The organism is Mesorhizobium sp. M0437, from assembly GCF_040321335.1.
Taxonomy (GTDB): Bacteria; Pseudomonadota; Alphaproteobacteria; order Rhizobiales; family Rhizobiaceae; genus Mesorhizobium.
In genome coordinates, this window is record NZ_JAMYRK010000021.1 from 1 (window position 1) to 18,248 (window position 18,248).

Sequence of the window (18,248 nt, forward strand, 5' to 3'; positions counted from 1 at the left end):
AGCACTGTTCGCGATGTCCTCGCACACCTGTTCGCGATGTCTCCGGTCCAAACACCCCCTTGAGGGGGAGATGGCCGGCAGGCCAGAGGGGGTCGCCGCGCGTGAAGCACCAAGTTTGGTCCCACAGGGGGGTCGCGCCAGCCGAGGCGACCCCCTCTGTCGCCTTCGGCGACATCTCCCCCTCAAGGGGGGAGATCACGATCCGGCAATAGCCAGCGGGTTGCTTTCCAGTGCTGCGCGATCCGGCGTGTCGATCGACGGCCGGTTGGTGAAGGCGGCGAACAGCCGCCGGACATAGTCTTCGGGCATGTCGAGCGTGATCAGCACCAGCCTGGTGCCGCGCTGGCTGTCCGGCCAGGCCGGCAGTTGCACCGGCGGATGCAGGATCTTCTGCACGCCATGGATAACCAGCGGCCGCGACGGGTCTTCTGCAAGCTCGATGACGCCTTTCATCCGCAAAAGGCGCTCGCCATGCGCCGAGCGCAACAGATCGAGAAACATCTCGATTGCCGAAAACGGCACCGGCCCGTCATGAACCAGCGAATACGAACGCACGCGGGAATCGTGCCTGTGGTCATGGTGATCATGGTCGGCATGGTCATGCCCGTCGTGATCATGCCCGCCGTGGTCATGCCCGCCGTGGTCATGGTCGTGGCCGGCTTGTTCGCCGAGCCAACGCTGCACATCGACGGATTTGGTGGCCGGATTGTAGAGGCCGCTATCGAACAGGGTCGCGGTGCTTGCCTCGCCCACGTCGAGCACCACGGCGCCCGGGTTGAGCTGCCTGAGCCGCGCCCGCAACGCCTCGACATCGCCTGCATCCGTGGTCAGGTCGGCCTTGCTGAGCACCATGCGATCGGCGACGGCCACCTGCTTCACCGCCTCGACATGCGCATCGAGCGTCGCATTGCCGTTGACGGCATCGATCAGGGTGATGACGCCGTCGAGCCGGAAGGCCTGGACCAGGGCCGGGTGTGCCATGATCGACTGCAGTACGGGGGCGGGATCGGCGAGCCCGGTGGTTTCGACGATGACGCGGGCAAGCCGGTCGATGCGGCCGGTCTGCAGCCGGTCGACGAGGTCGGCCAGCGTGTCGACCAGCTCGCCGCGCACCGTGCAGCAGAGGCAGCCGTCGGAGAGCTGGATGATGCCGTCGGAGGCCTGCTCGACCAGGAGATGGTCGATCGCCACCTCGCCGAACTCGTTGATGATGACGGCGGTGTCGGCGAGCGCCGGATCCCGGAGCAGCCGGTTGAGCAGCGTCGTCTTGCCGGCACCGAGAAAGCCGGTGAGCACCGAAACGGGGATCGGGAAGCCGGCCATGCGGCTAGTTCAGCGCCTTGGCCGGCTGCTGGACCTGCGCGGCGGTGGCGGATCCGGCCACAACTGGCTCGGCGCCGGCCGGCGGCGCCCGGTCCGGCCGCCATGTCGGCAGCGGCACGTCGGCATATTCCTGCCCGGAGGCGTCGAGCATCGCCTTCGGCTTCGGTCCCGTGGCGCCGCCGAGGCCGACGGCGATCAGCGTCGGTACATGGTCGAGCTTTTCCTGATAGGGCGATTTCGGCACGTCCTTGCCCTTGTCGCCGACGGCGGGTGCGGTTTCCGATTGCTCCTCGACCGGCTTCTTCTTGCAGATTTCGTCGTTCATGTCGTTGGCCGACATGGTGTCGCCATAGGCGGGCAGCGCCGCGACCGTCAGCCAGCTCGGCGCCGGGGTTGCAAAACCCTGGTCGAGCAGTTTCGCCGCCGCCTCGGCGCGGGTGACTGCCGATCGTTCGCCGAGCACCACGGCGACCAGGGTGCGGCCGTTGCGGGTCGCCGAGCCGATCATGTTGAAACCGGACGAGCAGACGAAACCCGTCTTCATGCCGTCGGCACCCGGATAGCGGCCGATCAGCAGGTTGTAGTTGGAGATCGCCTTCTTGCCGACGGCAAGGCCTTCGATCGAGAACCAGGGGGCATATTGCGGAAATTCCTTGCGAATCGCCATCACCAGCAAAGCGAGATCGCGCGCTGTCGTATACTGGTCCGGCGAATAGAGCCCGTTCGGATTGACGAAATGGGACCCGCTCATGCCGAGCCTCTGCGCTTCGGCATTCATGCGTTCGGCGAAAGCCGCTTGCGAACCGCCGATATTCTCGCCGACCGCCATGGCGATATCGTTGGCCGATTTGACCAGCATCATCTTCAGCGCATTGTCCAACCGCATCACCGAGCCCGGCTTGAAGCCCATCTTGCTCGGCGGCTCGCCGGCAGAATGTTTCGTTACCTTGACCGGCGAATCGAGCTGGACCTCGCCCGCGGCAATCGCCCGAAACGCCACATAGGCGGTCATCAGCTTGGTCAGCGACGCCGGGTACCAGCGCCTGAACGCCTCCTGGTGCTGCAGGATCTTGCCGCTGTTCAGGTCGAACAGGATTGTCGGATTGGCCAAGGCAGGCCCGGCCAGCGACGCAAGCACCACCGTGCCCGCCACCAACAGTCTGAGGAAATGCCTGTAGCGCATCATGAAAACCGAAATAGCCTCTTGCCGCAGTCGCACCTGGCTCCGTAAGATTTCGTTACACGATCGCCAGGATAATGGTCCGGCCCTCTGTTCCCGGACCACAGTCGCGGTGCTATTTACTCTATGTGACGTCAACATGGCAAAGTGCTGCCGATCACAATGTGGAAGCAGCAGCACAATGCAAAGCAGCGTGCATGGTTGCAAGGCAGCAGGCACAATTGCAAAGCAGCAGGCCAAGACCGCCTGCTCCAACAGCGAAATGGAACCATCATGCCGATCCTGAACCGAGCCGCCGAAATGCAGGACGAGGTGGCCGGCTGGCGCCGCCATTTGCACCAGACGCCGGAGCTGAATTTCGACGTCTTCAAGACCGCCGCTTTCGTCACCGAGAAGCTGAAGGCTTTCGGCTGCGACGATATCGTGACGGGTTTGGGCAAGACCGGCGTCGTCGGCATCATCCGCGGCCGCCACGGCGAAGGCTCGACCATCGGCCTGCGCGCCGACATGGATGCCCTGCCGCTCAACGAGATCACCGGCAAATCCTATGCCTCGACCGTCCCCGGCAAGATGCACGCCTGCGGCCATGACGGCCACACCGCTATGTTGTTGGGTGCCGCCAAATACCTCGCCGAAACGCGCAATTTCGCAGGCTCCGTCGCGGTCATCTTCCAGCCGGCCGAAGAGGGCGGCGGCGGCGGCAACGAGATGGTCAAGGACGGTATGATGGAGCGCTTCGCTATCTCCAAGGTTTTCGGCATGCACAACATGCCGGGCCTGCCGGTCGGCCAGTTCGCCATCAGGCCCGGCCCGATCATGGCGGCGACCGCCGAATTCACCATCACCGTCAAGGGCCGGGGCGGCCACGCGGCGATGCCGCACGGCACCATCGATCCGATCGTCATCACCAGCCAACTCGTCGGCGCATTGCAGACGATCGCCTCGCGCAGCACAGATCCGGTCGAGGCGGTGGTCGTCTCGGTGACGAAATTCCACGCCGGCGACGCCTATAACGTCATTCCCGAGACTGCCGAGATCGCCGGCACCGTACGCACGCTGAAGAAGGAAGTCGCCAAGAAGGCCGAAGAGCGCATCCGCGCACTTTGCCAAGGCCTGGGCGCTGCCTTCGGCGCGACAATCGAGGTTGATTACAATGCCAATTACCCCGTCACCTTCAACCATCCGGAAGAGACGGTCTTTGCCAGCGACATCGCGGCCGACGTCGCCGGCGACAGCCATGTGCACCGCGCCATCCAGCCGGTGATGGGCGGCGAGGATTTCTCCTACATGCTTGAAGCGCGGCCGGGCGCCTTCATCTTCATCGGCAATGGCGATACCGCCGGCCTGCACAACCCAGCCTACGACTTCAACGACGAGGTCATCCCGCACGGCATGAGCTATTGGGTGAAGCTGGCGGAAACAGCGCTGGCGGCGTAGCCATTCGGCATCGGCGGTGCGGCAACCGCCGCACCTCTGGGCGGCAAAACTGGGCAGGACATGTTCGGCTGGTCACTTCCGGCCGGACGACTTCCGGGCAAGGCCGAAGGCAATGCCCAGAGCGATACCTATACCAATGCCCGTAACAATGTTGTCCAACACGACGCCGATAGCCACGCCGATCACGACGCCGAGTGTGAGGTGTTTGGCATCCATCATGCCCGGTCATGTAGCGTGGAAGGGAAGAGCCGCAACCGCTACGGTCCGCTCTTCGGATCCTCGACCTCCAGCGCCTCCATGACCGGCGCCAGCTCATTGTCATCGGCAGCCTGCGGCTCTTCGCCTGTCCTCGCCTTCGTCAGGGCTGCCTCGATCGCCTCCTGGATATTGCCGAGTTCGTCTTCGCGAACCTCGTGGCCATAGCCGGCAGCATCGGCATCCTGCTCGAATTGCTGCGCCAGGACAGCGACGCTCACCTCGCTCTCGGCCGGCAGATTGCCGACATTCTCCTGCAGCCAGGTCTCAAAGAACTCTTTGGTGGCGCTCATGCGGTCTCTCCTCGGGACACTAAAGCGCGTCGGCATCCCGAAAGTTCCGCTCTCTGAGCCGTCTTTGCGCCCGTTGCCGGCTGCCCCGCAACTCAGCGCGGCCCGGCGGCGGTGGCGCCGCCCGGCGCGGCTGCTTACTGGCTGGCAGCAGTCGTCGGTTCGCACGACACGTTCGGGTTCATGTCCGCGAACGCGCCGGTCGGGTTGCCCTTCCAGGCCCAGACATGCAGCTCGTAGAACGGGCCGAGGCCATAGCGGTTGGGCGCGCTGTTGAAGTTGAACAGATGCCCATCGAGCGAGGCCGGGCCTTTCGAGGTGATGTATTCGACAGCGATCAGTTTTAGCGTGCCGTCGGCCATCGGCTCGTACATCACCGCTTCCGGCTTGGCGACATCGACAGCGTCGTCCTTGAGGTAGCCCGGATTGACGTAGTGGATGCCCATGGCGCCGCCGGTGATGCCGCTGGCGCAGGGGATTGGCGCATAGCCCTCGGCGGTCGCCGCCGCCACATTCTCGAAGCGGCTGTTGGCCGCGCGTACCTTGTCGGCCAGCGGATTGGGACCGGACGCGGGCGCTGCCTGATGCGCCTGCGCCAACGCAGTGCAGGCCGACAGCAGCGCCGCGGCAGCGAGAACTCTATTGCGAAAGTTGATTGTCATAGTCATTCCATTCTTCTTGAAAAGCACAGCCCGGCCGGCCGCCGGAGGTAAGGAGGTCCGGCAGGTGGGCGCTGTGGCTGTTGTTGCTGGGAGATCCCTGTCCCGATGCGACGAATGCAGGGGAAGATCATCCCTTCGGCAGATACGGGATGGTTCCGGCCAGATCGGAGTTGTCGATCAGCTGGAAACGGCTGTCGCTGCCGCCCTGACGGGCCGAAACGAACGGCGCGTAGGCAGGATCGTCGGTGAAGGCGCGCGCCGCGGCCTCGGTCGGGAACGCCATCAAGGCAATCAGCGTGGTGTCGAGCGGCTTGCCTTCGAGCGTCTTCACATTGCCGCTGCGGGACAGATATCTGCCGCCGTGCTTGTGAACGAGGTCGTGGACCGACGCGGCATAGGCCGGCATCCACTTCGGGTCCCTCACCTTGATGTCTGCGATAACGTAAGCGGTCATGGGTCATGTCTCCTGGTCGTGCACAGGGGTATCCCGTGCAGCGGCCAAGGGGTCGCATGGCAGGGCCGGCGCCAGCCAGTCCGCGATCTGTACTGGTGTGGCGAATCCGAAATTCGCATTCACTTTGGAGCAACGCAGCGAGCGAATTTCGGATTCAAAAGCCACACCAGCAAGTGCTTGGATTTCCAGTGTGGTTTTGGATTTGAAGTTCCTAATGCTGATGCCACCCAGAAAGCAGGAACTTCGAATCCACCGCACTGGGCCGGTACAGTTTCTGTACTCGCCGCGTCGCCGGGAAAGGCCTATGGTTCCGGCGGAGTTTGAGGGAAGGCAACATCGTGACCCAGTCCGGATACAAACAGTTCTGCCCGTTATCGATGGCCGCCGAGGTGCTGTGCACCCGCTGGACCATGGTTCTGCTTCGCGAATTGGTGGCGGGATCGACCCGTTTCAACGATTTGCGCCGCGGCGTCCCCAAAATGTCGCCGACCCTTCTGTCGCAACGCCTCAAGGAGCTCGAGCTGGCCGGGATCGTCGAGCGCAAGGAGGTGCGCGGCGAGAAAGGCATCTTCGAATACCGGATGACCGAGGCAGGCAGGGATCTGCGTTCCGTCGTCGAGGCGATGGGTTTTTGGGGCCAGAAATGGGTCGAGTCCCGGTTGTCGCTGAAGAACCTCGATCCATCGCTGCTGATGTGGGACATGCGGCGCAATCTCAACGCGTCGCCGCTGCCCGACGGGCGCACAGTAATACAATTTCTGTATCAGGAGCTCCCCGCCTCCAAGCGGTCATGGTGGCTGATCGTCGAGAAGCACGGCGAGGTCGACCTCTGCTGGTACGATCCGGGCTTCGATGTCGATCTCTACGTCTCGACCGACCTGCACACCATGACCGAAATCTGGATGGGGCTGATCACCGTCGAGAAGGCCGGGCCGAAAGTCATCTTGACGGGCGACCAGGACATCGCGCGCAAAATGCAGACCTGGCTCGGCCTGAGCCCGTTCGCGGTCGAACCCAAGCGAGCGGCCTAGCTGCCTCTTGGCGAAACGTCCCGAAGCGGTTATGTGTCGGGCCGCGTGGTCCCGTAGCTCAGTAGGATAGAGCGGCAGATTCCTAATCTGTAGGTCACAGGTTCGATTCCTGTCGGGATCACCACGCTTTCAACTGGTTACCTGACGGTCGCGTCGGTGCTCGGCTGTGAACGCGTGCGAGGAAGTCGCGCACCAACGCAAGCGCCTCATCGAAATGGGTTTCCAGTAGCCAGTGGCCGGCGCCATTGAGGAGATGGAGCTCTGCTTGCGGCAAGTCGCGCTTGTAGGCGCGGGCCGATGCGGCCGGCATATAGCCATCCTCGGGACCCCAGACGATCAGTGTCGGTGGTTGCCGTTCGCGCAGATAAGCCTGGTATTTCGGGAACCAGTTGAGGTTCGCCTCCAGCTTCTCCATCAGGCCGACCGCAAGCCGCCGACGGGGCGGCGTGTCCATCAGAGGCCAATGGAGTTTCCACAGATCCGGTGGCACGCGCTCGGCCACGGCCTCGCCAACCTCACCGATGAACTCGTGCCGGAAGCCCTCCTCGCTCACCGCTTCTTCCAGCGGGCGATGCTTGTCGGGCGTCTTGTCGTTCCAATACGCCTTGATGGCTGCGTATTTCGGGCCGAGCACGTCTTCGTAGATGTCGCCGTTTTGGATGATAAGCGCGGCAACGCGCTCCGGATAGGCGATGGCGTGGCGCAATCCGATCTGCGAGCCGTAATCGTGCAGCCAGAGCGCATAGTGAGATAGGCCGAGCGCGTCCGCGAAAGCCGCCAAAAACCCGGCATAGGTCTCGAAATCGTAGCCGAATGCAGCCATGTCGGGCGTAGCGCTGTAGCCGAAGCCAGGAAAATCCGGGGCGAACGTGTGCCAGCGATCAGCCAGTCCGGGCATCAGCCTTCGAAACTGATAGGACGAACAGGGATAGCCGTGCGGCAGCAGAAGCACGGGAGCGTCGGCCGGGCCTTCCTCGCGAAAGAAGACAGTAGTTCCGTCAACTCTGATTTGGCGGTGTCGCAACTTTGCCTCCTCGATCGAAAGGCTCCGAAAATGACTGGTAACCCCCGCATCCCGTTGTGAGCGCCTGGATCCGAAACTCATGATCAGGTCGAGGGTTCCCGGTCGCGCCGGTGACAGCGGCCAAGGAACCTGCCGCCGATCAGATCGTTTCGCGGTATCTGGCTAAGGCCAATCGGAGCGGAGGCAGACATGCCGCATGCTCACAATCGCGGGACACCGAACACGGGCCGGCTCTGCCAGTTCGGGGCTTGGCGCGATGCTGCGTGACGATGCTGCGTGACGTCGACTATGTCCTGCAAAAACTCGACTGGATGCGCGCCGAAGGCATCTGGCCCAACGGCTGGCGTTATCTCTGGACCGATGCCTTTGGGGTCGTGCTCTACGTCTCGCTTTATGCGGAAACTGGCGAAGAGCGCTGGCTGGGCGAAGCCGCGCGGCTGGTGGCCGATGTCGAGCGTGTGCTCGGCCGCCGGCGCGGACTGAGGATCGGCGAAGCGGCCGATCGCGACGGCCAGTATTTCCACTATCTGGCGATGTGGCTGTTCGCCCTGGCGCGTCTCGGCGATCTGAAGCCGGAATACCGCAAGCGCGGCATTGCGCTGGCGCGGGACATTCACCCGGCATTTGTGGTCCCTGGCCGCGGCGTGATCTGGAAGATGCAGGAGGATCTGAGCAGCCCATATCCCGGCTACCGTCTCGGCAGCATGGATGCCTATGACGGCGACGTGGCGAAGCGGTTTGACGAACTGGAAAAATGGGCGAGAAAGAACCTTCCGGTCGGCGACGTCGTGGGGCGCTGGTGCAATGAGGATTATGATACGGCCGACAGGATTCCATATGCCGGCGAGCCCGATCCAAAAATGGGCTCGAGCGCGACCCGGCGATCGTAATCATTGCCGCGATCATGCGCGGCGCCGACCCTCCCGCCACGAAGCCAGCAGCCGCATGACAAATTGGGGGGCAGATCACAAGGAGAAATCCCATGCATGCAAAACTCGTGACCGGAGCAATGCTGATCGCGATGTCGGCGCTGCTCCAACCGGCATCGGCGGCACCCGATTGGCAAACAATCGCTAAGGCGCTCGGCAAATCCGGAACCGAGACGCCTGATGGCGTCTACCGGGTCGGGCTGCCGCGAACGGACCTGAAGGTTTCGCTCGACGGCGTGGCCCTGAAACCCGGATTTGCGCTTGGAGGCTGGATTGCGTTCGAACCCATGGGAGATCAGGCAATGGTTATGGGCGACATCGTTCTGACGCAGGACGAGGTGAACCCGGTCATGAAGAAGCTTGAAGAAAGCGGGATCGAGATCACTGCGGTACACAACCACTTGCTGCGCGCGGAGCCAATGACACTCTACATGCACGTCTTCGGCCAGGGCGACCCGGTTACGCTCGCCACAGCGCTTCATGCCGGATTGGCGCTGAGCAAAACACCGATGGGAGGCGGCGCCCAGCCGCAAGCCGCACCACAGATCGAGTTCGACACGGCCGGTGTCGACCAAACCATCGGTTATAAGGGTAAGGCCAATGGCGCGGTCTACCAGTTCACGATCTCGCGCGCTGAGCCGGTCGAGGAAAATGGAATGGAAGTGCCGGCGGCCATGGGCTCGGCAATAGCGATTAACTTCCAATCGACAGGTGGCGGCAAGGCGGCGATCACGGGTGATTTTGTGCTGACAGCAAAGGAGGTCAATCCGGTTATCAAAGCCATGCTGGATAACGGCATCGAGATCACCGCGTTGCATAGCCACATGCTCGATGAGCAACCGCGGCTCTTCTTCATGCATTTCTGGGCGTACGACGATGCGCAGAAGCTGGCGAAAGGACTGCGCGCAGCCCTCGACAAGGTCGCCGTCAAAAAGAGCTAGATTGGGCGTCCGCGCGCGCGTCCAACGGCGGAGTTCGGCCGACTCGGAGCGATCGTCGGCCTTCTTCCCGCCGCCTCGGGAATGGTTCTCTGGCACGGCGTCTCTCCGCCACCAGCATTGCGCCTGAGATCACCTTTCCATCGCACACGAGACTCAAGGGGCGGGCCGGGCTTTTGCGAACTAACGCGTTCGGAACGATCAAAGGTCCGCTTCGTTCTGATCGGATGGACTGGATTAGACTAGGCCTCCTGGCGTTGGCGGGGTTCCTCACCTGGACACTGAACACCCTCTCGGCCGGAGGCGGAGGTCTATTGCTGATCCCCGCCGTGACTTTCATCACAGGGAGCGCGGCTGTTGCGCCGGTCATCACCTTGACCGAGCTCATCGGCAATCCCATCCGCGCCCTGGCCTTCCGGCGCGACATCGATTGGAGCCTGGTCCGTTGGTACCTGCCCGGCGCCATCGCCGGTGCCGCTGCGGGCTCCTGGCTCTTCGCCAACAGTCGGGCGGAATGGCTCCAGATACTCATAGGGATCTATCTGATCAGTGCAGTCTGGGAATTTCGCGGCGGCGCGCGCGAGCGGAGCTACCGAGCCCGCCGCTGGTGGTTCCTCCCGGCCGGCCTGATCGTCGCGCTGTTGTCGGCGCTGATGGGCACGGTGGGACCCGTCTTGAATTCGCTCTATCTGAACTACGGTTCGGAGAAGGAGACGTTGGTCGCCACGAAATCGGTGAACTCGTTTGTGACCGATGTCGTCAAGATCGCGGTATTCACCGGACTCGGCGCGCTCGGTGGTCAGGCGGTCATGTACGGCGCAGCCGCGGGTTTGGGCGCTGCGCTTGCCAATCTGCTGGCCAAGCGCTGGCTCGAACGCCTAAGTGGACGACAGTTCCGCGGCCTTGTGGTCGCGCTCATGGCTGTGAGTGGAGCGCTGATGATCTGGAACCAGCACAGCTTCGTTGTGCAGGCCTGGCGCGCGGCCACAGGAATGTCTTAACAATGTCGATGTTGGCTGGAGCGCTGCGCCGTAGCTTGGTTGACCGGTCGCGCGATACGCAGAAGCTGGCAAAAGGCCTGCGCGCAGCCCTCGACAAGGTCGCCGTCAAAAAGAGCTAGCGCTTCCCGTCCGCGCGCATCATACAGGGCTCTTCGAACCAGCCGACCTAACCAGCTCAGCTTCGAGAAGCTTCGTGAGATTAGATCACGCTCAGGGTCACGGCGGCAAGAACCAGATAGCGGCCGACCTTGGCGGCAGTGACCAGCAAAAGGAAAACCCGAAAAGGCTCGCGCAGGACGCCCGCGACGACGGTTAGCGGATCACCGACAACGGCAGCCAACTCTGCAGGAGCGACCACTTTCCATAGCGGCGATACCACACTTGCGCGCGGTCCAGTTGCGCTTGGTTCATCGGAAACCACCGTTGGCCCCGAAAGCGCTCGATGCCTCGCCCGAGCCGCCAGTTGATCACCGATCCAAGCACGTTGCCGACGCTCGCGACTCCGATGAACAGCCAGGGCGAGTAATCCGCAAGCACGAGTTCGACCAGCACTGCTTCCGATTGCATCGGCAGGATCGTAGCGGCGAGCAAGGCCGCCAGGTACAGACCAGCACAGGCCGCGAGATCGGTCATTGAACCGCATATCCGCCAGTCGACCTAATGATGGTGACCTTCGGGTTCGACCATCTTGAACGGCAGCACCTGTTCGCGATCTTTCGCGGTCAGCACCAGACCTGCCTGGAACTCATGCGGTTCGGCAGGGGCGACGGTGCTCTCAAGGCGGTGATGGTTGTCGCCGACAGGTTTCGAGGCGAAGCGTCTCCGGCCCGCCGGGCCGGTCGATGATCACCGTCGCTGCCAGATCGTCGGCCTGGCGATCGATGGTCAGCCGCGTCCGCTCGCCGGCCGGTGTGTCGACGATTTCCAACGTCCCCGCAGCCAGGCGACCTTAAAGGGCTCCGGCGCAGCGTCAGTTGCGATACCGGTCCGTGGCCAGCGCAGCGCATCATAATTCTGCTGTTCCTTCAGCCTGCAAAGTCTCCGCGAGAATCGTGAGGGTCGCGCCGGTGAAAGCGGCCAAGGAACCTGCCGCCGATCAGATCGTTTCGGGTATCTGGCTAAGGCCAACCGGAGCGGAGGCAGATATGCCGTATGCCCGCAATCGCATGGAACCGAACATCGGCAAAGTCTGCCGTGGATTCGGGCCTTGGCGCGATGCTGCGTGACGTCGATTATGTCCTGCAAAAACTCGACTGGATGCGCGCCGAAGGCATCTGGCCCAACGGCTTGCGGTATCTGTGGACCGACGCATTCGGGGTCGTGCTCTACGTCTCGCTTTGCACAGAAACTGGCGAACAGCGCTGGCTGGACGCGGCCGAGCGGCTGGTCGTGGATGTCGAGCGTGTGCTCGGCCGCCGGCGCGGACTGAGGATCGGCGAAGCGGCCGATCGCGACGGCCAGTACTTCCACTATCTGGCGATGTGGCTGTTTGCTTTGGCGCGTCTCGGCGATCTGAGGCCGGAATACCGCGAGCGCGGCATTGCGCTGGCGCGGGACATTCACCCGGCGTTTGTGGTCCCTGGCCGCGGCGTGATCTGGAAGATGCAGGAGGATTTGAGCGGTCCTTACCCCGGCTACGGCCTCGGCAGCATGGATGCCTATGACGGCTACGTCTCTTACCGAATGCTCGACGACGAGGAACTGGCGCCCGAGATCGCGCAGATGCGTGCCCTGATGGAGCGCGACTGGCGCAGGCTCGACATCGAGCAGGACCTCGGCCTCGGCATGATGCTGTGGCTCGCCCATTTCTTTCCCGACGAGCCGTGGGCCGAGGCCCAGACGAGGCGTTCGCAGCGAACCCTGGAAACGATGTGGGTCGACCCGCCCGGTTATTTCAGCCGCGCGCCATGGCTGCGCGATACCAAGTTCGCCTTCACCAATTACGGCGTTTCGCTCGGCCTGCAGGCCGCCGGTATCTGGCCGGGGCGTGTCGATAGGCTGAACGCCTTCTTCGAGGACTGGCGCTCCGGCGACGAATACGACCGCGAGGCGATCACCTGGGTGATGGCCTGCACCTCGCACCTTCCCGGCGCTTTTCTGACCCGGGGTGGCGAGACAATGATTGAAAGCGACCAAGCTCGGGAACGTTCCTCCGCCGGCGCGGTTGTCGATGGAAGTGCATGGAGACGCAAGGGGCGCGGTTGAAATGGCCATTCTCTTGGGAAAACCGGGAAGCTGTTGGGTGGCGGCAGCCGCCTCCACGAACTATCCCCAGCTCGAAGGGTCGATCCGTGCGGACGCCGTTGTCGTGGGTGCTGGAATTGTCGGGCTGACGACGGCGCTTCGGCTTTGCGAGGCGGGCCGGTCGGTGGTCGTCCTCGAAGGCCTGCGCACAGGCGGCCAGGTGACCGGCCGCTCGACGGCCAAGATCACCACGCAGCATGCGCTGATCTATCGTCATCTCATCGACAGCGTTGGCCGGGACCTGGCGCAGACCTATGCCGATGCGAATTCCGCCGGCGCGCGCCAAATCCGCGATTGGGTTAACAACTGCGCCATCGCCTGCGATTTCGAGAGCAAGGACGCCTATACCTACACCTGCAGTGAAAGCCGCTGCGCGGAGATTGCGGCCGAGGCGGAGGCCGCGCGCCAGGTCGGGCTGGAGGCCGAGATCCTCGACCGCGCGCCGCTGCCTTTCGTAACGGCCGCCGCGCTACGGTTCCCCGACCAGGCGCAGTTCAATCCGGCGATGTATCTGGTTGGCCTGGCGGAAGCGGTGACGGCCCGTGGCGGTCGGATCTTCGAAAACAGCCGCGCCACCTCGATCGACGAGGCAAGCCGCTGGCGCGTCGTCACCGATGGCGGCGCCGTTGATGCCGGGCACGTCGTCGTCGCCACCAACATGACGGTGAAGAGCCCCGTCGGCATGGCGAACCGGACGCAACCGCGCTGCCACACCGCCATGGCCTTTCGGATCGACGATCCCCTCCCTGTCGACGGCATGTTCATCGGCATCGACGACCCGACGCATTCCATCCGCACGGGCCGTGATGCCGAAGGGCCACTGCTGGTCACGCTCGGCCCCAAGTTCAACACCGGCTGGGACGGCGACGTGGCCAAGCGGTTTGTCGAACTGGAAAACTGGGCAAGAAAGAACCTTCCGGTCGGCGACGTCGCCTGGCGCTGGTGCAATGAGGACTATGATACGGCCGACAGGATCCCATATGCCGGCGAACCCGATCCCGCCAAGGCCGCCGGCTTCCACATTGCCACGGGCTTCAACGCCTGGGGCATCACCAACGGGACGGCCGTGGGCGCGATGATCGCCGACCTGATCTGCGGCCGCCCGAGCCCATGGCAACAACTCTACGATCCGGCCCGGCCCTATCCTGAGGACTTCCACAAGAACGGCCGCAGTCAATCGATCGTCTCGAGCACCCACGACATTGCGCCTGGTATGGGCGGCGTGATCGTCAGGGGAGACGAAAAGATTGCGGCGTGGAGAGACACCGAAGGCGCACTCCAGGCGGTTTCGGCGATTTGCACCCACAAGGGCTGCACCGTAACCTGGAACAATGCGGACCACACCTGGGATTGTCCCTGCCACGGCTCGATCTTCGCCGCCGACGGTTCGGTCATCCACGGCCCTGCCCGAAAACCGCTTGCCCAGATTACATTGTGAAGGCGGCGACCGACACGGCCCGCGTCACGCCGGCCGTTCGTAGGTTCCGACCAGCTCCGTCTCCTCCAATGCGTGTTTCTGGGCTTGCTTCCAGACCTGATGCACGCCCGCCTGTCCTGGTACGCTGAGGCTCGGCACATCGAGCGCGGCCAGCAGGAAGTGGTAATGGTGGACGCCGTGCCCTGCAGGCGGCTGCGGACCATCGTAATACGCATTGCCGAAATCGTTGGTGCCTTGCCTGAGTGCCGACGGGCCGGGCTTGCCGTCTTCGGCCTCGGCTAGTCCCCCGGCATCCGGCGGGATGTTGAACACCGCCCAGTGCCCGAAAATCCCGCTTGGTGCATCGGGATCCCGCACGACAAGAACAAGGCTCTTGGTACCATCCGGGACACGGACCACTTCAGCGGCGGCGAGACGTTCTGGCCGTCACGCGCATATTTTTCGGGAATTCTTCCGCCTGCCCGGAACGCCGGGCTGATAAGGGTGAGTGGCATTGCTATTTCCCCAAGGAGGTTGCGACCGAGAAGCCCGCGCCTGCGCCGTTCACGCCGCTTGCTGAGCTTCGGCGACGCGTCTTATCTCGCCCGGCAGGGATTCCCAGACCTTGTGCATCTGTCCTTCTCCGACGTGATGGGCGAGTACCTTGGACACGACCCTGAATGCATCCTTGGAATCGACCGGGCGGGTAAATTCCAGCTCCGCCTTGATCTTGGCCAGAAACTCGTCGAGCGACCGCATCTTCTCGGGAGCTTTGGAAGGCTGATATTGGTCATAGAAGGCGCCGCGCACCAGGATCGGCAGCTGCGAGCCGAGGTGGGCTGCAAGATCCGGCTGCATACGGTCGCGCAGGGCGTGCAGCACCGCTCCGAGAACGTGCCAGGCGACCTGCCGATCCGGTCCAATCTCGTCCATGATCTCGTCGAGCCAGATGTTCGTGGTCTGCAGTGTCTTGTCGAATACGTCGAGTCCGGTGGCATTCATCGAAATCCTCCTTCCGTTCAAATCCGACTAGGTGATGTGACCAAACAGCCGTACCTGCCCGTTGTTCCCCCATGCGCATGTCCTGATGCGCATTTATTGTCGGAGGTCCCGTCTGTTGTCGGAGGTCCCGTCATGAGGGAATTCGGGCCGGCTTTTTTGCCGCTGTTTTTCGACCACCTTTCTTGGCCGGCACCGGAACATCCTCATGGGTGGACGAGTTTTGTTTGCCGTCGCCGATCACATGGCGACGAGTGATGCAGACACAAAAAACAGGAGAAGAACCATGGCACATCACGAGTTGGCGCCCCGGACGCCATCGCGCAGCCTCTACCCATCCGCGCGCGACCCGCTCACGTCATTCCACCGGCAGATTGACCGCCTGTTCGACGACTTCTTCGCGCCGATGGCCGAAGCGACTACGGCCGGCGATCTTTGGCCGAGCGTCGACGTACATGAAACAGACCAAGCCTATAAGGTCACCGCCGAATTGCCGGGGCTCGAGCAGAAGGACGTTGAGCTCAAGCTGCGCGAAAACACCCTCTTTATTACGGGCGAGAAGCGTTCGGAGCACAAGGAAGGCGAAGGCGGCCGCACCTACAGCGAACGCAGTTATGGCCGGTTTCAGCGGACCATCCCGCTGGAAGCGGAGATCGATGCCGACAAGGTGCAGGCCACTTTCAGAAACGGCATTTTGGCTGTCGAGCTTCCGAAGAACCCCGCTGCAAAGGACAAGACACGCCGCATAGAAGTGAAAGCGCGATAGTTGCCAAACTGAAGGCTGCCTGAGCAGGCGGCGTTCAGCCCAGATGGAGAAGAACGGCGAGCACGGCGGCAACCGCCCAGCGAGCGTCTAGCGCCGGGGATCGTCCGTTGCCTCGGAAACGCCTTCGAGAGCGATTTTGGCGGCTTCCTTATCGGTCCGCCCGAGGTCGGCCAGGGCAATGACGCCGACGAGGCGCTTGTCGTGATTGATCACCGGAAGACGACGCACCTGATGCTTGGCCATGATCTTCGCCGCATCGGTGATATCGGCGTCATCGAAGCACCAATAGACATGCTCGGACATGACCTCGCGAACGGTCGTGTTGCCGGCTGAGCGCTCCTCGGCGACGCCGCGCATCACGATGTCGCGGTCCGTCACCATGCCGACCAGCCTGTCATTCTCGCCGACCGGAAGGGCGCCGAGATTGTCGGCACGCATTTTCCGGGCGGCATCCCTCATTGTCGTGTTCGGGCCGACCAGTTCGGTCCGACGGCTCATGATCTCCTGAACTTGCATGGGATATTCCTTTCCCTGATTGCTGAGGCAACAAGTCGCCAGACGGCCCTGTTGCCACGCATCGCTAGATTGCCAGCTGGCCGGACGAGGCATGTACGGATCACTATCTTCGATCTTCCCGATCCGCGCTGAGGCGCGTGCCGGTGCCGGCACCTCGCGATCGAAACTATTCTTGGAACGTCCAGGCAGCGAGCGAGTTCCAAAATGGTACCGGTGCCGCAGCCATCCCACGGAATGTGGACGCAGGCTGGTGAAAAAACATCCACCGGGAAAACAGATGCACGCGGATTGAAGGTCATGGCTATCATCTTTTCAGATCGCCGCGAGGCCGGGCGGCAACTCGCCGGGGAACTCGTTCGCTTTGCCGGCCGCGACGATGTGATCGTATTGGCGCTGCCCCGAGGCGGCGTGCCGGTCGGCTACGAGGTCGCGCAGGCACTCAAGGCACCGCTCGACGTCTTCGTCGTGCGCAAGCTCGGCGTCCCCGGCCACGAGGAACTGGCCATGGGGGCGATCGCGCCCTCAGGCGTACGTGTCCTGAACGACGAAATCGTCAACGGTCTCGCGATCCCGCCACATGTCATCGACGCGGTCGCTGCAAGGGAGGAAAAAGAGCTTCTGCGCCGCGAGCACCTCTATAGGGACGGGCGACCCCCACCGCAGTTGAATGGACGAACCATTATCCTCGTGGATGACGGGCTTGCGACCGGATCGACCATGCGGGCCGGGATCAAGGCGCTGCGAAAAAACCACGCCGCCCATATTGTCGCGGCCGTTCCCGTCGGTAGCCCCGACACTTGCGACGCGATGCGGGCGGACGCCGACGAGGTCGTTTGCGCGACGACACCAGAGCCGTTGCTGGGTGTCGGGCGCTGGTACGTGGATTTCTCGCAGACGAGCGATGAAGAGGTCCGCGCGCTCCTCGCCAGGTCCGGGCCCAAGCCCGCCGCTTCCGAAGAGGAATTGGCTGGGCGCGCGGGCGCGGGTCCGGCGCCTGGCACCAGATCGACATAGCGGAGATGGATATGGACCGGGATAGCGAGCACGTCGTGCATGTTCCCGCGGGACCTGTCACGCTTGAGGGCAATCTTTCGTTGCCCTCGGATGCTCGTGGCCTTGTGCTCTTTGCCCATGGCAGCGGAAGCAGCCGCCACAGCCCGCGCAACCGCTACGTGGCAGGAAGGCTGAACGAGGCGAACCTCGCCGCCTTCCTCATCGACCTGTTAACGGCCGAAGAGGAGCGGATCGACCAGGTCACGGCCGAGTTGCGCTTCAATATCGGACTGCTCGCCGACCGGCTGGTCGGCGTCACGGATTGGCTCGGCGCCTCGCCGGAAACATCGGGGTTGCGTCTTGGCTATTTCGGCGCGAGCACGGGCGCCGGTGCCGCCCTGGTGGCGGCGGCCGAGCGGCCCGACCAGGCCGCGGCCGTGGTTTCGCGTGGTGGCCGGCCCGATCTTGCAGCGCACGCCCTGCCGCGCGTCCGGGCGCCGACCTTGCTCGTCGTCGGAGGCGCGGACAAGCAGGTGATCGCGCTCAACCGCTCGGCGCTGGCGGCGCTCCACTGCGAGAAGGAGCTCGCCATCGTCCCTGGCGCGACGCACCTGTTCGAGGAACCCGGCGCCCTGGACGAAGTCGCGGGCCTGGCGAGCCGATGGTTCTTGCGCCATCTGATTTCGGACAGATCGGCGTCGACGTCCTGACAGCTGGGGCTTGGATCACCAGTCCCGGGATCATTTGCGTCCTCAACGCGTTATGATCCTCATAAGACCGCGCGCAGCT

At 63.3% G+C, this 18,248-nt stretch carries 20 protein-coding genes, 1 tRNA gene and 2 pseudogenes; 11 read left to right on the plus strand and 12 right to left on the minus strand.

Going from position 1 to position 18,248, the window contains the following annotated elements:
- Positions 1-195: 195 nt before the first annotated feature.
- Complete coding sequence (locus NKI72_RS15395) at positions 196-1,323, minus strand: CobW family GTP-binding protein (RefSeq protein WP_352831453.1); 1,128 nt, start codon at positions 1,321-1,323, stop codon at positions 196-198.
- Positions 1,324-1,327: 4 nt separating this feature from the next.
- The gene (locus NKI72_RS15400; RefSeq protein ID WP_352831457.1) at positions 1,328-2,506 is read right to left on the minus strand and encodes a D-alanyl-D-alanine carboxypeptidase family protein; all 1,179 of its coding nucleotides are present in this window, start codon (positions 2,504-2,506) and stop codon (positions 1,328-1,330) included.
- A gap of 270 nt (positions 2,507-2,776) precedes the next feature.
- On the opposite strand from NKI72_RS15400, the gene NKI72_RS15405 reads away from it, so the two are divergent.
- Complete coding sequence (locus tag NKI72_RS15405) at positions 2,777-3,940, plus strand: M20 aminoacylase family protein (protein ID WP_352616115.1); 1,164 nt, start codon at positions 2,777-2,779, stop codon at positions 3,938-3,940.
- Positions 3,941-4,012: 72 nt separating this feature from the next.
- Here the strand turns inward: NKI72_RS15405 and NKI72_RS15410 are convergent, their stop codons facing one another.
- The 4 genes from NKI72_RS15410 to NKI72_RS15425 all read right to left on the minus strand — a co-directional run bounded on the left by NKI72_RS15410 (position 4,013) and on the right by NKI72_RS15425 (position 5,601).
- Positions 4,013-4,159 (minus strand): glycine zipper domain-containing protein, encoded by a 147-nt coding sequence (locus NKI72_RS15410; protein WP_352831451.1) that lies wholly within the window; start codon positions 4,157-4,159, stop codon positions 4,013-4,015.
- Between the two features lie 38 nt (positions 4,160-4,197).
- Positions 4,198-4,488 carry a hypothetical protein gene (locus NKI72_RS15415; protein ID WP_352451191.1) on the minus strand — a complete coding sequence of 97 codons (291 nt, stop codon included), beginning with the start codon at positions 4,486-4,488 and terminating at the stop codon, positions 4,198-4,200.
- Positions 4,489-4,622: 134 nt separating this feature from the next.
- Positions 4,623-5,153, minus strand: coding sequence for a hypothetical protein (locus tag NKI72_RS15420; protein ID WP_352570595.1), 531 nt, complete (start codon positions 5,151-5,153; stop codon positions 4,623-4,625).
- 121 nt (positions 5,154-5,274) lie between these two features.
- Positions 5,275-5,601 (minus strand): DUF1330 domain-containing protein, encoded by a 327-nt coding sequence (locus NKI72_RS15425; protein ID WP_023677873.1) that lies wholly within the window; start codon positions 5,599-5,601, stop codon positions 5,275-5,277.
- A gap of 338 nt (positions 5,602-5,939) precedes the next feature.
- On the opposite strand from NKI72_RS15425, the gene NKI72_RS15430 reads away from it, so the two are divergent.
- Both NKI72_RS15430 and NKI72_RS15435 read left to right on the plus strand, forming a co-directional pair.
- The gene (locus tag NKI72_RS15430) at positions 5,940-6,632 is read left to right on the plus strand and encodes a winged helix-turn-helix transcriptional regulator (RefSeq protein ID WP_352457625.1); all 693 of its coding nucleotides are present in this window, start codon (positions 5,940-5,942) and stop codon (positions 6,630-6,632) included.
- Positions 6,633-6,679: 47 nt separating this feature from the next.
- Positions 6,680-6,756, plus strand: a tRNA-Arg gene (locus NKI72_RS15435).
- On the opposite strand, the gene NKI72_RS15440 is transcribed toward NKI72_RS15435, so the two are convergent.
- Entirely contained in the window at positions 6,751-7,656 is a 906-nt protein-coding gene (locus tag NKI72_RS15440) for an alpha/beta fold hydrolase (RefSeq protein WP_352831450.1), read from the minus strand. The genes NKI72_RS15435 and NKI72_RS15440 overlap by 6 nt on opposite strands.
- A gap of 263 nt (positions 7,657-7,919) precedes the next feature.
- Here NKI72_RS15440 and NKI72_RS15445 point away from each other — a divergent pair, with 263 nt between their 5' ends.
- The 3 genes from NKI72_RS15445 to NKI72_RS15455 all read left to right on the plus strand — a co-directional run bounded on the left by NKI72_RS15445 (position 7,920) and on the right by NKI72_RS15455 (position 10,524).
- Positions 7,920-8,546, plus strand: a complete 627-nt coding sequence (locus NKI72_RS15445) for a hypothetical protein (protein WP_352831448.1) — start codon at positions 7,920-7,922, stop codon at positions 8,544-8,546.
- Between the two features lie 92 nt (positions 8,547-8,638).
- Complete coding sequence (locus tag NKI72_RS15450) at positions 8,639-9,526, plus strand: DUF1259 domain-containing protein (RefSeq protein ID WP_352471465.1); 888 nt, start codon at positions 8,639-8,641, stop codon at positions 9,524-9,526.
- A 224-nt stretch (positions 9,527-9,750) separates the two neighbouring features.
- A complete protein-coding gene (locus tag NKI72_RS15455; protein WP_352471466.1) occupies positions 9,751-10,524 on the plus strand; it encodes a sulfite exporter TauE/SafE family protein in 774 nt (257 codons plus the stop codon).
- A 199-nt stretch (positions 10,525-10,723) separates the two neighbouring features.
- Here NKI72_RS15455 and NKI72_RS15460 read toward each other — a convergent pair.
- Both NKI72_RS15460 and NKI72_RS15465 read right to left on the minus strand, forming a co-directional pair.
- A pseudogene (locus tag NKI72_RS15460) lies at positions 10,724-11,157 on the minus strand (YqaA family protein).
- A 142-nt stretch (positions 11,158-11,299) separates the two neighbouring features.
- A complete protein-coding gene (locus tag NKI72_RS15465) occupies positions 11,300-11,452 on the minus strand; it encodes a hypothetical protein (protein WP_352564561.1) in 153 nt (50 codons plus the stop codon).
- Between the two features lie 266 nt (positions 11,453-11,718).
- Here NKI72_RS15465 and NKI72_RS15470 point away from each other — a divergent pair, with 266 nt between their 5' ends.
- Positions 11,719-12,729, plus strand: coding sequence for a hypothetical protein (locus tag NKI72_RS15470; protein WP_352564563.1), 1,011 nt, complete (start codon positions 11,719-11,721; stop codon positions 12,727-12,729).
- 1 nt (position 12,730) lies between these two features.
- A complete protein-coding gene (locus NKI72_RS15475; RefSeq protein WP_352831444.1) occupies positions 12,731-14,206 on the plus strand; it encodes an FAD-dependent oxidoreductase in 1,476 nt (491 codons plus the stop codon).
- Between the two features lie 24 nt (positions 14,207-14,230).
- Here the strand turns inward: NKI72_RS15475 and NKI72_RS15480 are convergent.
- Positions 14,231-14,700, minus strand: a pseudogene (locus NKI72_RS15480) (YbhB/YbcL family Raf kinase inhibitor-like protein).
- 49 nt (positions 14,701-14,749) lie between these two features.
- Positions 14,750-15,187, minus strand: a complete 438-nt coding sequence (locus tag NKI72_RS15485; RefSeq protein WP_023677864.1) for a DUF2267 domain-containing protein — start codon at positions 15,185-15,187, stop codon at positions 14,750-14,752.
- A 283-nt stretch (positions 15,188-15,470) separates the two neighbouring features.
- On the opposite strand from NKI72_RS15485, the gene NKI72_RS15490 reads away from it, so the two are divergent.
- Positions 15,471-15,950 (plus strand): Hsp20/alpha crystallin family protein, encoded by a 480-nt coding sequence (locus tag NKI72_RS15490; protein WP_352831442.1) that lies wholly within the window; start codon positions 15,471-15,473, stop codon positions 15,948-15,950.
- An 87-nt stretch (positions 15,951-16,037) separates the two neighbouring features.
- Here the strand turns inward: NKI72_RS15490 and NKI72_RS15495 are convergent, their stop codons facing one another.
- Positions 16,038-16,448: a CBS domain-containing protein gene (locus NKI72_RS15495; RefSeq protein WP_352850289.1), complete on the minus strand. Its 411-nt coding sequence runs from the start codon at positions 16,446-16,448 to the stop codon at positions 16,038-16,040.
- Between the two features lie 315 nt (positions 16,449-16,763).
- On the opposite strand from NKI72_RS15495, the gene NKI72_RS15500 reads away from it, so the two are divergent.
- Entirely contained in the window at positions 16,764-17,480 is a 717-nt protein-coding gene (locus NKI72_RS15500; RefSeq protein ID WP_352471473.1) for a phosphoribosyltransferase, read from the plus strand.
- An 11-nt stretch (positions 17,481-17,491) separates the two neighbouring features.
- Complete coding sequence (locus NKI72_RS15505) at positions 17,492-18,169, plus strand: dienelactone hydrolase family protein (RefSeq protein WP_352471474.1); 678 nt, start codon at positions 17,492-17,494, stop codon at positions 18,167-18,169.
- Positions 18,170-18,248 lie beyond the last annotated feature (79 nt).